The organism is Rhodococcus sp. NPDC003383, assembly GCF_053589115.1.
The window spans coordinates 187,931-205,116 of record NZ_JBSFRG010000001.1; the positions used below are offsets into that span (position 1 = coordinate 187,931).

Consider the following 17,186-nt stretch of genomic DNA (forward strand, 5'->3'; position numbering starts at 1 on the left):
GGTCGGCTCGGGACGTGTCGGTAACCGAGCACGAAACGAATCCGTAAGCGACGACATATACCCATCCGCTTTGTGACCGGACTCACTGTAGCCATCGGCTACGTTTGCGTCAACAGCTCTGTCCGATTCGATTCCGCACAATTCGGTCAGTGCCGACATTCATCGCCTGACGCAGCTGTGACCGCGAAATAGCGACTGCCGGCGAGCATTTAGGAGCGAGCAACCGAAGAGCCCGGCAGTGTCCATTGACATTTCCGCGGCGGTATGAGCACACGACGCGGCGACGGTCACTCTCGGGGTGCACCCCGTCCGCCTCGGCGTCAACCCCCGGCGGGATGCGCTGGTCACTTCCCGAATCCGGCGACGAATTCCGGCACGGACTCGATCGACCGGAGTCGGCGCACCCGGAGAACGAGCACACCGCGTACGACCGCACGAGCACGCGAGCCCGAACCGCCTGTGTCGCCAGCGGATACCGTATGCGGTTCCGGCACAGTCGGTTCGGGCTCGCTCGGCCACCCGGAGGCAGACGTGCTATTGCGCGTCCGTGAATTCGAAGTGCGACTCGTCCGGCTTCTCGCACAGTTCGTAGTACTTCTCGCCGCTCCACGGTGCGTTCATCTGCAGCCGACCGAACTCGTTGACGTAGTAGTTCTTCTCCATCGCCGAGTTCGGCATCAGGTAGATGAGCTTCTTGGCCTCTTCGTGCAACTGCTCGTTGTACTCGTCGAAGGCGTCCTTGCGGATGACCATCGACGCCCGGCCCTTCTCGAGCATTCCCACGATGCACTCGGCGATGTAGCCGGTCCAGACCTCGAACCACACCGGCAGGCCCGCACCACTGGCCACCGGCTGCGAGTTCGGTCCGTACAGCATGAACATGTTCGGGAAGCCGGGTACGGTCATGCCGAGGTGCGCCTGCGCACCCTGCGCGGTCCAGACGTCTTCGAGAGTCACCCCGCCGAGGCCGAAGTACTGCGTCGGCCAGATGTACTTCTCCGTCTGGAAACCGACCGCGGCAATGACCAGTTCCGTCTCGCGGGTCTCCCCGTCGGCAGTGACGATCGCGGTGTCGGTCATCCGCTCGATCGGAGTTGTGACGAGCTCGACGTTGTTCCTGGTCAGCGAGGCGTACCAGTTGTTGTCGACCACCGGACGCCGCGTCATGGGCGGGTAGTCCGGGATCAGCTTGTCGATGAGATCCTGCCTGCCGTCGACCTGGGCCGAGATGTAGCCGACCAGGATCTCGCGCAGCATGTCGTTGCGCTTGCTGATCTGCCCGCCGTTCGCGATCCACTCCTCGTCCGGCATGAGCACGTTGCGCAGGTCGATCGTGGCCAGGCCGGCGACGTACTTGTTCCAGTTCCAGTAGAACGGCATCTTCCGGATCAGCCACTGCAGCTCGTCGGAGATCGGCACCCCGTAGTTGGTTCGCGGCGAGATCCACTGCGGTGTGCGCTGATACACCGTGACGGATTCGGCCTTCTCGGCGATCTTCGACAGCAGCTGCACGCCGGTCGAGCCGTTGCCGATCACGGCGACCTTCTTGCCTGCGTACTCGACGTCCTCGCTCCACCGGGCGGTGTGCACGATCCGGCCGGTGAAGTCGGAGACGCCCTCCACCGAGAGCTCGCGCGGCGTCGCGAACACACCGCTGGCGGCGACCACCACGTTCGCTTCGACCTCGGTGACGGACTCCTCGCCCTGCACGGTCAGTGTCCAGCGCTGCGTCGCCTCGTCGAAACGGGCCTCCGTGACGTCGGACCCGAACCGGATGTGCTCGTACACACCGTATTTGCGTGCCACATGGTCGATGTACGCGCGCACGTCGGACTGGCGGGCGAAGTATTCGGTCCACGGGTACTTCTTCTCGAAGGCGTACTCGTAGGTGAAGCTCACGGTGTCGACACGGACGTCGGGGTAGGTGTTGATGCTCCACACCCCGCCGACCTCGGCGCGACGCTCGTAGATCGTGAACGGGACGCCGAGGGTGGCCAGCTGCACACCCATGGCGACACCGGCGAAGCCGGCACCGACGATCGCGACGTGGTAGCCCTCGGGAATCGCCTTCTCCCCGTGCCATTCCGCCTGATAGGGCATGTGCGAGAAGGCCGGGATCTTGTGACGCATGATCAGGTCGTCGGGTCCGAGGGTGCGGGCTTCCGCCATCTCGAGCAGCTCGACGACCTCGTCCCGGGACGGGACCGGCAGCGTCGACTCGTCCGGCTCGGTGAGCAGGTATTCGACGGCCTTCGCCCGGATGAGTGCGGTGTCCTCGTCGGAGAACACGATCGCGTCCGTGGTCGGACCGAAGACGCGTTCGGGGGTGATCGCGGCGATCTCCGCGTCGCGGGTCGCCTGGTACAGCGCCATCCGCAACGCATTGGTGTCGGCGCACTCGACGGCGCGCTCTATGAAGCTACGTCCTGGCATGGGAACTTCCAATTCTCGGTTTCGGGGCGGGCACGGGGCCGTGTCAGTCGACGGCCGCGCCGGACAGGGCCCGCTGGTCGATGACGGCCTGCCGGAGGTGCTGCTTACGGATCTTCATCGTCGGGGTCTTCGGCATCTCCGAGACGATCACGACGTCCTCGGGGAACTTCGCCGGCGAGATGCCGGCCTCCCGGCAGTACGCGCGGACCTCGTCGACGCCGAGATCGGCCGCGCCCTCGTGCAACTGCAGCACTGCGCAGATGCGCTCACCCGACCTGTCGTCGGGCAGGCCGATCACGGCGACATCCGCGACCGCAGTGTGCGCAGCGAGCACCTCTTCGATCTCGGTGGGGCTGATCGATTCGCCCTTGCGGATGATCAGGTCCTTCTCCCGGCCGACGAGGACCAGGTGACCCTCCGCCTCGAGCTTTCCGGTGTCGCCGGTGAACATCCAGCCCTCGGCGTCGAAGGGACGGATGATCTCGCCGTCGGCGCGGTACTCCTTGAACAACATCGGGCCTCGCAGCCACACCCGGCCCACCTCGCCGGTGGGCAGCACGTCGTCGTCCTCGGTGCGGATCTGCACCTCGCAGCCGAGCACGGGACGTCCGGAGGTGGTGGCCAGTTGCTCGATGCTGTCGCTCATCCGTGCCGAGGTGATCATCGGGCACTCGGTCATGCCGTAGGCGTGCAGGATCGGGATACCCATCTCGGTGAGCACGTCCCGGAACAGCTTCTCCGGCATGGGAGCTCCGCCGCCGGTCAGCATGCGCAGGGTCGGGACCACCCGTGCGCCCGGATTCTTCCGCTGTTCCTCGAGCAGCATGGCGTAGTGCGGGGTCGAGCCACCGGTGATGGTCACGCCCGCACGACGCATCAGGTCCACCGCGGCGCCCGGCTCGTAGACCTCCATGAGGGCCAGCGACATACCGGTGGTCAGCGAGGCGATCAGCAGGTCGGGACCGCCGATGTGCGCGTACGGGAAGAAGATGGTGCCGACGTCCTCGGCAGTCGCCCCGATGGCGTCGGCGAGGGAGACGCCGCCGGCGATGAGCGTGCCGTCGGTGTGGCAGACACCCTTGGGCGCCGACGTCGTTCCGGAGGTCGTGTAGATCCAGCGCACCTCGTCGCGGCCGACCGGCGCGGGAGGAAGGGTGGCCGGGTCGCCGTCGGGCAGCTCGGAGGAGACGATCAGCAGGTTCAGGCGGTCACCGCTCGCAACACGCAACTCCTCGGCCATGGCGCCGTGGTCGAAACCGCGGAACTCCCCCAGGGTGATCAGCCATTGCGACTCGCACTGGGACAGCATCGCCCCGACCTCACGTGCCCGGTAGAGCGGAATGATCGGGTTCTGGGTCACGCCGAGACGCGACAGCGCCAGGCTGAGCACGACGGTCTCGATGCGGGTGGGCAGCTGCCAGCTCACCGTGGAGCCGGGTTCGATCCCGCGGGCCAGCAGGCCGGCCGCGACACGTTCGGCCGTGGCGAGGACCTCGGCGAAGGTCGCGCGGCGATCGTGCTCATCGATGAGGGCGACGGCATCGCCGGTGTTCTGGGCCCGCAGGGCCAGCAGATCCCACAGGGAGACTGCGTCCTTCGGCGCGATGTCCGAGTTCACGAGTTCTCCTCCTTCGTCTTCGCCTCCGACGGAAGCGGGCCGGGTGTCAAGAGCGGATATCCGGTGCGCAACAGGGCATTCGAGTGCCCGTGCCAGTGGATGTCGAAGGCCGACTGCAATGCTGCCTGCTGACCCATGATGTCGAGGGTCTGGTTGACGGCACGCTTGGCGGTGGCCAGTCCCCACGGGTCCATCTGCGCGATCTCCCGCGCGAGATCCATGGTCTGCGTGTCGAGTTCGTCGAGCGGGACCACGCGGTTCACCATGCCGGCGGCGAACGCCTCGGTCGCGGTGAGCCTGCGGGCCGTGAACAGCATCTCCTTGGCGCGGCGCGCGCCGAGTTCCCAGGTGTGCGCGTGATATTCGACGCCACCGACACCGAACTTCACGACGGGGTCGCTGAAATAGGTGTTGTCGGCAGCGACGATCAGATCGCACGGCCAGATGACGTTGAGAGCCCCGGCGACGCAGGCGCCCTGGACCGCGGCGATCGACGGCTTCGGCACGTCGCGCCACTTGCGGGAGAAGCCGAGGTAGTGCTCGGTCTCCCAGCCGTAGGCACTCTCGAGGGTCGTCTTGCCCTCCTTGAAATACCCCGGGGCCGGGGTCTTCAGATCGTGGCCGGCGGAGAAGTTGTCGCCGTTGGCGCGCACGACGATCACCCTGACCGCGTCGTCACGGGCGGCCTGCTGCCACCGGGCGTCGAGGTCCTGCAGCAGGGAGGCGTCCTGGGCGTTGTGCTGCTCCGGACGGTTCAGGCTGATGACGGCGACGGCGTCGTCGACGCGGTAGTCGATGTAGCTCATCGGCCGGTCCCGGTGTAGATGCGGTCGAGCGCCTCGACGATGTCGGCGTCGTTGCGTGCCGCAGAACCGAAATCGAACTGCCAACGCTTGGCGGCGTCGGTGAACAGGTGCACGTTCGACTCGATCATGTACCCGATGCCGGCATGGACCTCGTGCGCCGAGTGGACGATCTCCTGCGCGGCCTTCGCCGCCTGCTTACGCATCAAACCGATGTGGGGCTGCGGATCGAGGCCGGCGTCGAGGGCGGCAGCGGCCGACCGGGCGTGCACGGACGTGAAGTGCGCAGCGATCGCGAGGTCGGTGCACAGGTACTGCACTGCCTGGAAGCGGCCGATCGGCCCGCCGAACTGGTGCCGCTGCTGCGCGTACAGCACGGTGATGTCGAGCAGCTTCAGTCCGGCACCGTAGAGCTGCGCGGCGCGCAGCACCGCTCCGCGCTGCTCGGCGACCTCGACGGCGCGGTCGGCGTCGCCGCCGCGGGCCAGCACGGCACCATCGGCCACCGGCACGTTGTCGAACGTAACCGCGAACATCGGGTACCCGCCCATGTTCGGCATCGCTTCGACAGCGGACGCGGAGCTCGACTCCACCACTGCCACAACGCTTTCCCGACCGGTTGCGTACACGAGGAAGCTGTCTGCGTCGCCGGCGTGGTCCACGGCCAGCGCAACGCCGTCGAGCGTGCCGTTCTCGTACGTCACCGCCGAGCCCCACTCGGGGGACGGGAACACCGGGACCACCACGGCCTCACCGTTGCCGATGCGCTTGGCGAGGCTCGACGCCTCGTCGGTGCCGATCACCAGCGCGGCGTCGCGGGACATCGTCAGCTCGAGCAGCGGAGTGGCGGCCAGCGCCCGTCCCGCCTCGACGAAGATGCCGGCGATCGTCGCGAGCGACGGGCTGTCGGCGTCGGCGCCGGTCGGGTCACCGAGTTGCAGCCAGCCCAGTTCGGCGAACTGTGCGACCTGGTCCGCGAACGGAACAGTGTTGGATCGGTCCTCCAGCGGCGAGTACCGCGCGAACACCGACTTGCTCACATCTGCGAGGGCGGCGAAGTCCTCGCCCCATGCCAATTCCATCTTCAGCTCCTATCGGGGCAGGCCGAGGCCCCGCGTCGCGAGCACCATCCGCTTGAGTTGGGACGTTCCTCCGGCGTGGTTGGCGAAGGACTGCCGGTACCACGCCTCGGGCTTTCCGTTGAGGGGGGCGTACGACGATCCCGACCGCAGTTGGCTGGTCGGGCCGAGCACCCGGTCGTAGATCTGGGCGAACAGCGGTTCGTACTCCTTGGCGGCGACCTGCTGCACGCCACCGCCCCAGGGAGTCTGGCGGCCGTGGGCGTTGTCGCCGATGATCTCGTAGGCGAGCAGGCGCTGGGTCTGCACGATGGCAGCGAGTTCGGCCAGGTCGGCCTTCACGTGCGGGTCGTCGAGCTTGCCCGGGATCGCCTTGCAGTACTCGATCAGGTCGCGCAGCCGGGCCTCCTGCATCGCGTAGATCGGCTCGACGGTCCCCGACGCGTAGAAGGCGCGCATGATGTACTGCCAGCCCTTGCCCTCTTCACCGATCAGCGAGGACGCCGACACACGGACGTGGTCGAGGAAGGTGCTGGACTGGACGCCGCCGCCGTAGTTGCGCATCGGGTGCAGGGTGACGCCGGGGCTGTTCAGGTCGACGACGAAGATGCTGACGCCGGCACTCAGGCTCGCCTCGGGGTCGGTGCGGGCGGCCACGTACAGCACGTCCGACATCGGTCCCCAGGAGGTGAATGCCTTCTCGCCGGTGATGACCCACTCGTCCCCGTCCTTGACGGCCTTGGTCCGCAGGGAGCCGAGATCGGAACCGGCGCCGGGTTCGGTCAGCCCCTCGGCCCAGAGGGTGCGCATGTTCGCGATGTCGGGCAGCAGCCGCTTCTTCTGCTCCTCGGTGCCACCCACCAGGATGGTGCCGGCGGCGAGGAAGATGCCGACGGAGTTGATCAGGGGCGCGTCGGCCGCGTACAGCTCCTCGAGAAAGATCTGATTCGAGATCGGGGACAGCCCCTTGCCGCCGTACTTCTTCGGCCAGGTCAGGCCGATCCATCCCTTGGCGGCGATCTTCTTGCTGAATTCAACTGCGATGGCCCACTGTTCGGGTGCGTCGTCGAACTCGGGGTTGAAGGCGTGTTCCTTCGGCAGCTCGGCGTCGAGGAATTCTCGGATCTCGGCGCGCCAGGCCTCGTGTTCTTCGGTCAGAGTCGGTCTCATGAGGTGGTTCCTGCCTGGCGTTCGTCGGTGCCTGCGGTCTGCTCGGCAGCACCGTTTCCGAGGTGACCTTCGGGGTAGAAGCGGCGGGCCCACTTGCGGATGTCGCGGAAGCCCGCGGCTTCGGCGGTCGCGAGTCCGGGCGGCTCGGTGTAGCGCTGGTGTTCCCAGATGGCGATGTCGGCCTTCAGCTGCTCCACCGCGCTGCGCTGGCGCTTGGCGACGCGGTCGGCGCCCTCTCCGTCCTCCTTGCTGGCCCAGGCGGTGAACCGGAGGATCGAGGTTTCGTCGTCGACGGGCGTGACCGCGGTCAGCGAGCAGATGGCGCCGACGCCGTCGGCGTAGGAGTAGCCGAGCCCGACGCCCAGCAGTGTCGCGCGGGTGCGCCCTTCGACGAGCTCGAAGGAGCCGTCGGCGTTGCGGCGCTTGAAGTTCAGGGCCAGTTCGGTGCGGAAGGTGTTGTCACCGAATTCGCGGTGGACGACGGTGGGGATCTCGTCGGCGCGGTGGACGTACTTGAAGTGGGCGAAGTCGACGCCGTTCTCGGAGGCGTACTGCGGGTGGATCGGCAAGGCCGCGCTCTCGAAGCGGCCGGTCTCGCCCGGTTCGTGGTAGTCGTCGGCGGAGCCGGCGCCGGGGAACAGGTCGAAGAGACTGGGCACGTCGTACAGCGGGGCGCGGCCTTCCGCGTCGTGCCAGAGGTACATGACGCCGTCGCGTTCTGCGGCAGTCCAGGTACCGATCTTGCGGACGCGGTTGGTGGCCTTCTGGTACGGGATGCAGGTGTTGCGGCCTTCGGGGCTCCATTCCCAGCCGTGGAAGGGGCAGCGGATGTCGTCGCCGGAGACGGTGCCGCCGTGGCCGAGGTGGGCGCCGAGGTGCTCGCAGTAGGCGTTGAGAACCACCAAGCGGCCGCTCCGGGTGCGGTAGGCGACCAGGTCCTGACCGAAGTAACGCAGTGGCTTCACGTCACCGGCGTCGAGCTCGGTGGACCATCCGATCTGGAACCACCCCGTCGGCTTCATCGATAACGCCATGGGTGACAATTCATCCTCCTGAACTGTTGCAACAGAAGCGCTTTCGGCACCTGCGCAGAAGACGTTCGACAACAAGGGTTTTCGTGGACCGCACACCGACAGGCATGCGTCGGCACGCCCCTTCGTCGGGGTTCGACGCAGGGCGCCGCACCGGGAGACCCGGTTCACCGCGATCCCGCGTCGTGACTGGCATCACTGTAGCCAGCGGCTACGTTGACGTCAACAGCTCCTCGGAAATTCTTCTTTTTCGCAGGTGAGAACGGGTGCAGTCGGACCCCGAGGAGAACTGCCTGTAGCCAGTGGCCACAGTGCGTCTCCCTATCCCGGAATGTGCTGACCCGGCTCGATGCCGGCGCGCTGCGACCCCTGTCCCGTCGACCACTCGCATGCTTGACGCTCGGAGCCCACCGCCCCTAGCATCACCAGCGTCGATACCGGCGCCACCGCGGCGGCCGGATTCCCCCAGCACCCCTTCGTTTCCCGCCCGTCACTCGTCGCGTCCGCGCGCACCGTGCGGGGCGGGCTCCCCAGGACAGCGAGGTCGAGAAAGTGAAAGCGATCGTCTACGACGGCACCGACAACAAGCTGGTCGACGGTGTCACCGTCCGCGACCCCGGCCCCGGTGAAGTCCAGGTTCGTATCGTCGCGAGCGGCCTGTGCCAGAGCGACCTGAGCGTCGTCAACGGCAAGATCCCGTTCCCCACCCCCGTCATCCTCGGCCACGAGGGCGCCGGCATCGTCGAGGCCGTCGGGCCGGGGGTGAGCACGCCCGCCGTCGGCGACCACGTCGTACTGTCGACGCTGGCGACCTGCGGTCAGTGCGCCGCATGCACCTCCGGACGTCCCACGATGTGCCGCGAGTCGTTCGGCAACCGCGAGACCCCCTTCGAACTCGACGGCACGCCGATCCACAACTACGCGGCCCTCTCGACCTTCGCCGAGCGCATCGTCGTCAAGGCCGGTCAGGCAGTGCCGATCTCGAAGGACGTCCCGCTGTCGACGGCATGCCTGATCGGTTGCGCGGTGCTGACCGGCGCCGGAGCGGTGTTCAACCGTGCCCGTGTCGCCCCCGGCGACTCGGTGGTCGTCATCGGCGCCGGCGGCATCGGCCTCAACGTCATCCAGGCCGCCCGCATCGCGGGCGCCACGACGATCGTCGCCATCGACACGAACCCGGACAAGGAGCCGAAGACCGGCCTGTTCGGTGCCACCCATTTCGTCGACGCGACCGCCGGCGACACCGTCGCCGCGATCCGGGAGCTCACCGACGGCGGTGCCACGCACGTCTTCGACTGCGTCGGTGGGGAAGCCATCACCAGTCAGGCGATGGAGATGCTCGACTGGGGCGGGCAGCTGACCATGCTCGGCGTCGCCGGACCCGAGGCCAAGCTGTCGGTCCCGGCCACCACCTTCTACATGGACCGCTCGGTGCTGGGATGCCGCTACGGTTCGTCACGCCCGGGCGCGGACATCCCGAAGTACGTGGAGATGTACCGATCCGGCCGACTCCTCCTCGACGAGCTCGTCACCGAGACCTACGAGCTGGAGAACTTCGAGTCCCTCGTGGACGACGCCCGAAACGGAAAACTCGACCGCGGTGTGCTGCTGATGCCGTCCTGAGAACGACCCCGATCAGAGGAACAGGCGGAGGGCCGAGCGGCCTTCCGCCTGTTTCGAATTCGTCGATGCGCTCTACACTCTACCGGTTCGGGCGTGCGGCGTAGACGAGGAGCTTGAGCAACTCGGTGACTTCCTGCCGAAGATCTTCCCGGCTACGCCACCGCTTGTCGGAGAGCTCGATCATGTACGGCTCGTACAGATCCCACACCGAGCCGACCACACCGATCAGCGCCGCCAGCACACTCGGATCGAATTCATCCCGGACCTGCGGCGGAGTGGGGTTCTTCCACAGCGCCTCGATGTGCTGGCGGTAGCCACGCGAACGCGCTTCGCCGAGCAACCGGTCCGGCTCGATACCCTCGAAGATCGACCACATCAGCATCCGGCCGAACTGACCGGAGTCGAGATCGGCGCCGATGGAATTGTCGATCGCGTCGTAGGCGTCCTTCTCTGCGGACAGACGGTCGCCGCCGTAGCCGACCAGCAACTCCATCACCGCCACCAGCAGGTTCTCCTTGGTGCGATAGAAGCGGTGGATCAGCCCGTACGACACATCCGCGGCAGCGGCGACCTCCCGGAGCGTCACCTTCGCAGGACCCTTGCGTGCGAAGAGGTCCGCGGCGGCGAGAAGGATGGCCTCCTGCGCTCCGGACGTACCCGGGCGGGTCGGCCTCCACTCTGCGACCTTCTTCGCAGACTCGGAGTCGGTCTCGACCTGCAGCGCCGGATTCTCCTCGATCGAGTCGGCCGTGTAGGTGCCGGCCAACCGCAGCACGTCGTCCTCGGTGTCAGGGTCCAGCAGCAGCTCGGCCGGCGTCAGATCGAATCCGTCGACCTTCGTGATCGCCCACAGGGCGATGGCAGCAGGTTCGATCTTCTCGTCGAAAGCCGCGAGGAGCTCCGGGACCTCGGGGTGGATCCTGTGATTCTCCGTGTCGAACTGCCACACCGGAAAGAGCGTCACCCCGTCGCCCGCATATCCGAGCATCTTCCGGCTCCGGACACGCTTGTTGATCGCCTGACGACTGATACCCAGGAAGCTCGCCACCTGCGGCGTGGTCCAGACGTCGTCGGCGAGGGCGGCGGCCTTACTGAGGTGCTCCATATGACGCAGACCCTATCATGATCGGCGACAGGAAGATTCGCGTGGCGAATCCGAATGCCGGCACCGGCGGTGACGGATCGGTGTTCCGATGTCGCATCCCATCCTTGCGGATCTCCCAGGCCGTGTCATCCCATCGGGTCGAACAACTCGCGCACCCATATTGACGCAGACGTAGCCAATGGCTACTGTGACGACAGTCACTGGGTCGGCGGTGGCCCGGCACGACTGCAGGCGGTCGCCGAGGTCCGTCGAACGTGAATCGGAAGTACATGCGCCTCCGTCGTCGCGGAGGCCTCGACATCTGCGCGGTCCGCTCACGAGACCCGCCTGCAACGAGTCGGAACCGAACTTTCCTCGGTGAGTACACCGGAGGACACAACCGAACAGGATCGATATGAACTCACCCGAGATCGCGCCTGCGCGAAACCTGGTCCGCAAGGCGTCGCTCGCAGGCTTCTTCGGAACTGCCGTCGAAGCCTACGACTTCATGGTCTTCACTTTTCTCATCGCCTATCTGTCGCCGCTGTTCTTTCCCAGCGACAACCCCGCGGCCGGAATCCTGAGCTCGCTCGCGGTTCTCGGCACCGGATTCCTCGCACGCCCCATCGGCGGCGTCGTCTTCGGCCGGATCGGTGACCGATACGGTCGTCGCTTCGCGCTGATCCTCACGATCTCCGGCATGGGCGGTGCCACCATCCTCATGGGTCTCCTGCCGACGCACGCCGGCGTCGGAATCGTGGCCCCGGTCCTGCTCGTACTCACTCGTATGCTGCAGGGATTCTTCGCCGGCGGCGAACAGATGGGTTCGGCCACGTTCGTCACCGAACACGCTTCCGCCAAGAACTACGGCATCCTGAGTGCGATGACCCCGGTGGGATTCGCATTCGGCAGTGCCCTCGCTCCCCTGGCCGTCGCCCTCACCACCTCCCTGACTTCCGAAGAGACGATGGCCGACTGGGGCTGGCGGATCCCGCTCCTGATGTCGCTGCCGTTGATGCTGTACGTGCTGTATCTGCGCAAGCGACTGGAGGAATCGCCCGATTTCCAGGAACTCGCCGGTACGCACAAGGTTCAGTCCTCCCCCGTGCGTTCGGTTGTCACGCGGTACCCCGCGACGTTGCTCCGAGTGATCGCACTCAGCACCTCGGTACTCGCGATCGGGTACGTGGTTCCGGCATACATGCCGCTGTTCCTGCAGCAGGAGGTCGATATGGCCCCGGGCGTCACCGCCTGGATCGCCACCGCCGGATCGACCTTCGCGATCGTCATCGGCTTCGGCGCCGGCTTCCTGATCGACAGGACCGGCCGCAGGAACACCATGATCATCGGGCTGGGCACGATTCTGGTCACGATGTTCCCGATCATGTACTTCATGAAGGCCACCGGCGGAAACCTGATCGTCACCGCTGCCGGTCACATGCTCCTCGTCGGACTGGCCGGAGCCTCCGCCGTCCCCGTCTACGCGACGCTCACGTCGGCCTTCCCTGCCGCGGTCCGCTACACGGGCGCTGCCATCGGATTCGGTCTCGGCTCGGCGATCGGTGGAGGCCTCGGCCCCTATCTCGCAGGGAAATTCACCGCGATCACGGGGAATCTCTACGCCGCCTCCGGTGTCGTCGGCGCTGCAGCTCTCCTGGGCATCGTGGTGATCGCCACCATGCCGAACAGCAACAGCAACACCGCACCCGAAGCCTCGCTCATCACAGGCGACACCGAATCCGTCGACGCGGATCCGGTCGAGGAGCCTTCACCGGCTCCGAAGATGGCCTGACACGTACCGATCGTGGCCCCGATGCACCCGCGCGCATCGGGGCCACGCCCATGACTCCTCGGCCCCGAGCCGCCTGTTCTCTCGATCGGAGTACGCATGCCCCAGGATCCCGCACCGTCGCACGGCCCCGCAGACAGCGACCGGATCATCGACTACCGCAGTCGATTCGAGCTCACTCAACGCCGTTACCTCGTACTCGGCGGCGGGCAGGGGATGGGACGGCAGGTCTCTCACGCCCTCGCCCAGCTCGGCGCCCAGGTGATCGTCGTCGACGTGGATCGGGACCGCGCCGAGGCGGTGTGCGCAGAGATCGGCCCCCCGGCCACACCGGAACAGGTCGATGCCACCGACAACTCCGACATGGCCGCGTTGGCCGAGCGGGTGGGTGAGATCGACGGCGTCGTGGACGTCATCGGCATGGCTCGCTACGGACCCTTGCTCGACATCAGCGACGACGACTGGCATTGGGAAGAGTCCATCGTCCTGCGCCATGCGGTGCTCACACTCCGGCATTTCGGTCCTCGGTTGCGCTACCGCGGCGAAGGGTCCATCACGTTCGTCTCGTCGGTCTCCGGTATCGGCAGCTCTCCGGTGCACGCCGCCTACGGCGCCTACAAGGCGGCGCTCGGCTCATTGGTTCGATCGGCAGCAATCGAGCTGGGGCCCTCCGGCATTCGCGTCAACGCGGTGGCTCCCGGGTTCGTCGTCACACCGCGGATCTCGGCGATCCTCGACTCCGAGGCACTCGAGAACACCCGCACCCAGATACCGCTGCAGCGGTTGACGCTGCCCGCCGACGTCGCGAGCGCCCTGGCCTTCCTGGTGAGCGACCTCGCCCGAACGATCACCGGTCAGGTGATGATCGTCGACGGCGGAGCCACGAACAAATACCCGTACGACATGTCGGGGTTCTGAGTCCGTGCAAGCCCGCTCCGGACAGCACACAATTGACGGTTGACGAGAAAGTAGCCAATGGCTACAGTTCTCTCAGCCGCAGTGATCGCGGTCACGTCACACAGTTCCGGTCGCAGTCGACCGGAAGCTCGTTCCTAGTGCACAAGGAGAGGAATCGATGTCCTACGCCGTCGATCCCGAGTACCTGCCGACGATGGGATTCCTCCCCGATCTCGACGTTGCCGACGCGGAAAAAGCTCGCGCACTGATCCTTTCGATGAAGTCGGAAGATCCGATGTCGGCGGTGCCCGCAGGCGTCGCAGTGGATCGCCGGACTGCACCGGCAACCGACGGATCCGACATCCACCTCGTCGTGTTCCGTCCGGAAGGCCGCGCCGGACAGACACTTCCCTGCATCGTCTACTTCCACGGCGGCGGGTTCGTCTTCGGTGACGCCGCAACCGATGTCCGGGTTCCGTCGGCACTCGCCGCGAACCTGGACGCGGTGGTGGTCTCCGTCAACTATCGACTCGCTCCGGAGCACCCGTTCCCCGCACCGTTCCACGACGCCTTCGACGCCCTGACCTGGGTCGCCGGCGACAACGACCTCGGAATCGACCCGACCCGGATCGTCCTTGCCGGAATCAGCGCCGGCGCCGGCCTCGCCGCGGCAGTCGCCCTCAAGGCCCGCGACGCCGGCGGTCCCACGGTGATCTTCCAGGCCCTGGACTCCCCCGTCCTCGACGACCGCCTGCTCACGACCTCTGCGACCGAGTACACCGATTCCCCGTTGTGGAACCGGCAGAACGGAATCGACAGCTGGAACCATTACCTGGGGGCCGACGTCGACCGGAGCACGACATCGGAATATGCCGCCCCCGCACGGGCGGCCGACCTCAGCGGGTTGCCCCCGGCCTACATCGCGGTCACCTCCTTCGATCCGCTCCGCGACGAAGGGATCGACTACGCCCAGCGGTTGACGCAGGCAGGCGTGGCGACCGAGCTGCATCTCTACCCCGGAACGTTCCACGGATCGTCCGGAGTGTTCCCGCAGGCTGCGATCTCCCAGCGGATCGACGCCGACTACACAGCCGCCATCCGGCGAGCACTGAACAGCTGAACCACGAGCATCCCGGAATCGGAGAATCATGCCGCACCGCTTCGAAGGAAAGGTCGCGATCGTCACCGGTGGCGCACGCGGACAGGGCGAACAGATCGTTCGGACCCTGGCACGCGAAGGCTGCTCGCTCGTGATCGGCGACGTTCTCGACGACCTGGGAAAGACCGTCGCCGACGACCTCGGCGAGTCCGTCGTCTACACACATCTCGACGTGACGGTCGAGGCAGACTGGGCCGACGCTGTGGCGCTGGCCGAATCGACGTTCGGCGGGCTCGACGTCCTCGTCAACAATGCGGCGATCTACCGCAAGCAGTTGCTGGAGGACGAGACAGTTGCCGACCTCGACAAGGTCCTCGCCGTCAACCTGCACGGACCGTTCCTCGGCATCCAGGCCGTCACCCCCGCGATGCGTGCCCGAGGTGGCGGATCGATCGTCAACGTGTCGTCGCTCGCCGGAACTACGTCCTACGCAGGACACGGCGCGTACAGCATGTCCAAGTGGGCTCTGCGCGGACTGACGAGGACCGCCGCGATCGAGCTCGAACCGTCGAAGATCCGGGTGAATGCCGTGCTGCCCGGCAACATTCGCACCGACATGTCGCCGACGACCGCCTCCGCCGAGACCCCGACCGGCCTCAAGCGTCAGGCCGACCCACAGGAGACCGCGAACGTCGTGGTCTTCCTCGCCTCGGACGACGCGTCCTTCGTCAACGGCACCGACGTCGTCGCGGATGGCGGCTCCCTGCTCGGGTAGCAGTCTCCACTCCCAAACTCCTCAGCAAGGCGCCCCGCCGCGCCGCTGCAGCAGATCCGATCCTTGGAGGAACATGTCCACCTCGACCCCGGAAGCCGGCCGCACCGCCGAACGCTTCGACGTCGTCGTCATCGGCGCGGGATTCAGCGGAATGTACGCGCTGCACCGTCTCCGTCAGCAGGGCCGTCGGGTCGTCTGCCTGGAAGCAGGCGACGGTGTGGGCGGCACCTGGTACTGGAACCGCTACCCCGGCGCCCGCGTGGACATCGAGTCCATGCAGTACTCGTACTCCTTCGACGACGATCTCCAGCAGGAATGGTCGTGGTCGGAGCACTTCTCGCCGCAGCCGGATCTCGAGGCATACGCGAATCACGTCGCCGATCGCTTCGACCTGCGCGAGGACATCCGTTTCGAGACCCGTGTCGACGCACTGACCTTCGACGAGTCCACGGACGAATGGCATGTCGGTACCGCATCGGGCGACCGCTTCGTCGCCAAGTACGTGATCGCGGCCACCGGCAGTCTCGACGTCTCCAACGTCCCCGACTGGCCCGGCCTGGACCGTTTCCGCGGTCAGGCGTACCACACCTCGCGGTGGCCCAAGGAGGGCGTCGAGCTCGCAGGTAAGCGAGTGGGTCTGATCGGCACCGGTTCCACCGGCATCCAGATCACCCCCGAGGTCGCTGCGGTCGCCGAGCACCTCACGGTCTTCCAACGGACCCCGAACTTCAGCCTTCCCTCACGCAACCGGAAACTGGATCCGGAATACCAGCAGGAATGGAAGGCCAACTATCCCGAGCGACGCAAGCAGATCCTCGACACCCACGGCGCAGTGCTCATGAGCAATGTCGCCGAGCAGCGTTCGATCTTCGACTACACCGAAGAGGAGCGCGAAGAAGTCATGGAGCGCGCGTGGAACGCTCGGAACGGACTCGACTTCATCCGGACGTTCACCGATACCTCCAGCGACCCGAAGGCGAACGAGATCCTCGCCGAGTTCGTGCGCAACAAGATCCGGTCCATCGTCCACGACCCGGAGACCGCAGAATTCCTGTGCCCGAAGACCTATCCGATCGGCGGCAAGCGGATCTGCATCGACTCCGGCTACTACGAGACCTTCAACCGCGACAACGTGAGCCTGGTCGACGTACGAGCCCACCCCATCGAGGAGGTCACCGAGTCGGGCCTTCGCACCAGTGAATCCGAGTACGACCTCGACGTGATCATCTTCGCCACCGGCTTCGACGCGATGACCGGTTCGATGCTGAGGATGAACGTGACCGGCGTCGACGGAGCGCGACTCGCCGATCACTGGGCCGACGGACCGAGGACCGTCTTCGGCCTGATGACGGCCGGATTCCCGAACCTGTTCATGGTGCACGGCCCCGGTAGCCCCTCCGTCCTGGCGCAGATGATCACCACGGGTGAGTGGCAGGTCGATTGGATCCTGCGGACCATCGATCATCTCGAGGAGAACGAGATCTCCCGCTTCGGCGCCACCCTCGCGCAGGAGAGCGAGTGGGCGGCCGAAGTCGACACCGCTGCCTCGCGCACGATGCACTCCCGTACCGACTCCTGGTACACGGGTGCGAACATCCCCGGCAAGCCGCGGGCCCTGCTGATGTACGTCGGTGGTTTCCAACGCTATTCCGACTGGTGCACCCGCGCTGCGGACGAGGGGTACACGGGGTTCGAGAAGAAGCAGCGCGTACCCCTGCCCTGAGTCCGGATTTCTTTTCACGCAGTCGAATTCACGAGAACAATGTAGTCAACGGAGAGCGCAGG

Annotated in this window: 13 protein-coding genes; 6 read left to right on the forward strand and 7 right to left on the reverse strand. The window is 66.3% G+C overall.

Annotated elements, in window-relative coordinates:
• Positions 1-534: 534 nt before the first annotated feature.
• The 6 genes from ACWDTS_RS00825 to ACWDTS_RS00850 are packed head-to-tail and all read right to left on the reverse strand — an operon-like array spanning position 535 to position 8,125.
• Positions 535-2,433 carry a flavin-containing monooxygenase gene (locus tag ACWDTS_RS00825; protein WP_450117337.1) on the reverse strand — a complete coding sequence of 633 codons (1,899 nt, stop codon included), beginning with the start codon at positions 2,431-2,433 and terminating at the stop codon, positions 535-537.
• 43 nt (positions 2,434-2,476) lie between these two features.
• Positions 2,477-4,051 (reverse strand): class I adenylate-forming enzyme family protein, encoded by a 1,575-nt coding sequence (locus tag ACWDTS_RS00830; protein ID WP_450117338.1) that lies wholly within the window; start codon positions 4,049-4,051, stop codon positions 2,477-2,479.
• Positions 4,048-4,857, reverse strand: a complete 810-nt coding sequence (locus ACWDTS_RS00835; RefSeq protein WP_450117339.1) for an enoyl-CoA hydratase — start codon at positions 4,855-4,857, stop codon at positions 4,048-4,050. The genes ACWDTS_RS00830 and ACWDTS_RS00835 overlap by 4 nt, the downstream gene beginning before the upstream one ends.
• The gene (locus ACWDTS_RS00840; protein ID WP_450117340.1) at positions 4,854-5,936 is read right to left on the reverse strand and encodes an acyl-CoA dehydrogenase family protein; all 1,083 of its coding nucleotides are present in this window, start codon (positions 5,934-5,936) and stop codon (positions 4,854-4,856) included. The genes ACWDTS_RS00835 and ACWDTS_RS00840 overlap by 4 nt, the downstream gene beginning before the upstream one ends.
• Positions 5,937-5,945: 9 nt before the next feature.
• The gene (locus ACWDTS_RS00845) at positions 5,946-7,103 is read right to left on the reverse strand and encodes an acyl-CoA dehydrogenase family protein (protein ID WP_450117341.1); all 1,158 of its coding nucleotides are present in this window, start codon (positions 7,101-7,103) and stop codon (positions 5,946-5,948) included.
• Positions 7,100-8,125, reverse strand: coding sequence for a Rieske 2Fe-2S domain-containing protein (locus ACWDTS_RS00850; protein WP_450117342.1), 1,026 nt, complete (start codon positions 8,123-8,125; stop codon positions 7,100-7,102). The genes ACWDTS_RS00845 and ACWDTS_RS00850 overlap by 4 nt, the downstream gene beginning before the upstream one ends.
• Before the next feature lie 561 nt (positions 8,126-8,686).
• On the opposite strand from ACWDTS_RS00850, the gene ACWDTS_RS00855 reads away from it, so the two are divergent.
• Positions 8,687-9,757, forward strand: a complete 1,071-nt coding sequence (locus tag ACWDTS_RS00855) for a Zn-dependent alcohol dehydrogenase (RefSeq protein ID WP_450117343.1) — start codon at positions 8,687-8,689, stop codon at positions 9,755-9,757.
• Positions 9,758-9,836: 79 nt separating this feature from the next.
• Here the strand turns inward: ACWDTS_RS00855 and ACWDTS_RS00860 are convergent, their stop codons facing one another.
• Positions 9,837-10,862, reverse strand: a complete 1,026-nt coding sequence (locus tag ACWDTS_RS00860; protein WP_450117344.1) for a TetR/AcrR family transcriptional regulator — start codon at positions 10,860-10,862, stop codon at positions 9,837-9,839.
• Positions 10,863-11,256: 394 nt separating this feature from the next.
• Here ACWDTS_RS00860 and ACWDTS_RS00865 point away from each other — a divergent pair, with 394 nt between their 5' ends.
• The 5 genes from ACWDTS_RS00865 (at position 11,257) to ACWDTS_RS00885 (ending at position 17,124) form a co-directional block, all read left to right on the forward strand.
• The gene (locus ACWDTS_RS00865; protein ID WP_450117345.1) at positions 11,257-12,633 is read left to right on the forward strand and encodes an MFS transporter; all 1,377 of its coding nucleotides are present in this window, start codon (positions 11,257-11,259) and stop codon (positions 12,631-12,633) included.
• Positions 12,634-12,729: 96 nt separating this feature from the next.
• Positions 12,730-13,548, forward strand: a complete 819-nt coding sequence (locus ACWDTS_RS00870) for an SDR family NAD(P)-dependent oxidoreductase (protein WP_450117346.1) — start codon at positions 12,730-12,732, stop codon at positions 13,546-13,548.
• 157 nt (positions 13,549-13,705) lie between these two features.
• Positions 13,706-14,647: an alpha/beta hydrolase gene (locus ACWDTS_RS00875; RefSeq protein WP_450117347.1), complete on the forward strand. Its 942-nt coding sequence runs from the start codon at positions 13,706-13,708 to the stop codon at positions 14,645-14,647.
• A 28-nt stretch (positions 14,648-14,675) separates the two neighbouring features.
• Positions 14,676-15,401, forward strand: coding sequence for an SDR family NAD(P)-dependent oxidoreductase (locus ACWDTS_RS00880; protein WP_450108197.1), 726 nt, complete (start codon positions 14,676-14,678; stop codon positions 15,399-15,401).
• A 73-nt stretch (positions 15,402-15,474) separates the two neighbouring features.
• Positions 15,475-17,124, forward strand: a complete 1,650-nt coding sequence (locus ACWDTS_RS00885) for a flavin-containing monooxygenase (RefSeq protein WP_450117348.1) — start codon at positions 15,475-15,477, stop codon at positions 17,122-17,124.
• Positions 17,125-17,186 lie beyond the last annotated feature (62 nt).

Bases quoted from the DNA above. Each gene is read 5' to 3' on its own strand.
- ACWDTS_RS00825 (WP_450117337.1), bottom strand. From the start codon at position 2,433: ATGCCAGGACGTAGCTTCATAGAGCGCGCCGTCGAGTGCGCCGACACC.
- ACWDTS_RS00835 (WP_450117339.1), bottom strand. From the start codon at position 4,857: ATGAGCTACATCGACTACCGCGTCGACGACGCCGTCGCCGTCATCAGC.
- ACWDTS_RS00840 (WP_450117340.1), bottom strand. From the start codon at position 5,936: ATGGAATTGGCATGGGGCGAGGACTTCGCCGCCCTCGCAGATGTGAGC.
- ACWDTS_RS00845 (WP_450117341.1), bottom strand. From the start codon at position 7,103: ATGAGACCGACTCTGACCGAAGAACACGAGGCCTGGCGCGCCGAGATC.
- ACWDTS_RS00850 (WP_450117342.1), bottom strand. From the start codon at position 8,125: ATGAAGCCGACGGGGTGGTTCCAGATCGGATGGTCCACCGAGCTCGAC.
- ACWDTS_RS00860 (WP_450117344.1), bottom strand. From the start codon at position 10,862: ATGGAGCACCTCAGTAAGGCCGCCGCCCTCGCCGACGACGTCTGGACC.
- ACWDTS_RS00865 (WP_450117345.1), top strand. From the start codon at position 11,257: ATGAACTCACCCGAGATCGCGCCTGCGCGAAACCTGGTCCGCAAGGCG.
- ACWDTS_RS00870 (WP_450117346.1), top strand. From the start codon at position 12,730: ATGCCCCAGGATCCCGCACCGTCGCACGGCCCCGCAGACAGCGACCGG.
- ACWDTS_RS00875 (WP_450117347.1), top strand. From the start codon at position 13,706: ATGTCCTACGCCGTCGATCCCGAGTACCTGCCGACGATGGGATTCCTC.
- ACWDTS_RS00880 (WP_450108197.1), top strand. From the start codon at position 14,676: ATGCCGCACCGCTTCGAAGGAAAGGTCGCGATCGTCACCGGTGGCGCA.
- ACWDTS_RS00885 (WP_450117348.1), top strand. From the start codon at position 15,475: ATGTCCACCTCGACCCCGGAAGCCGGCCGCACCGCCGAACGCTTCGAC.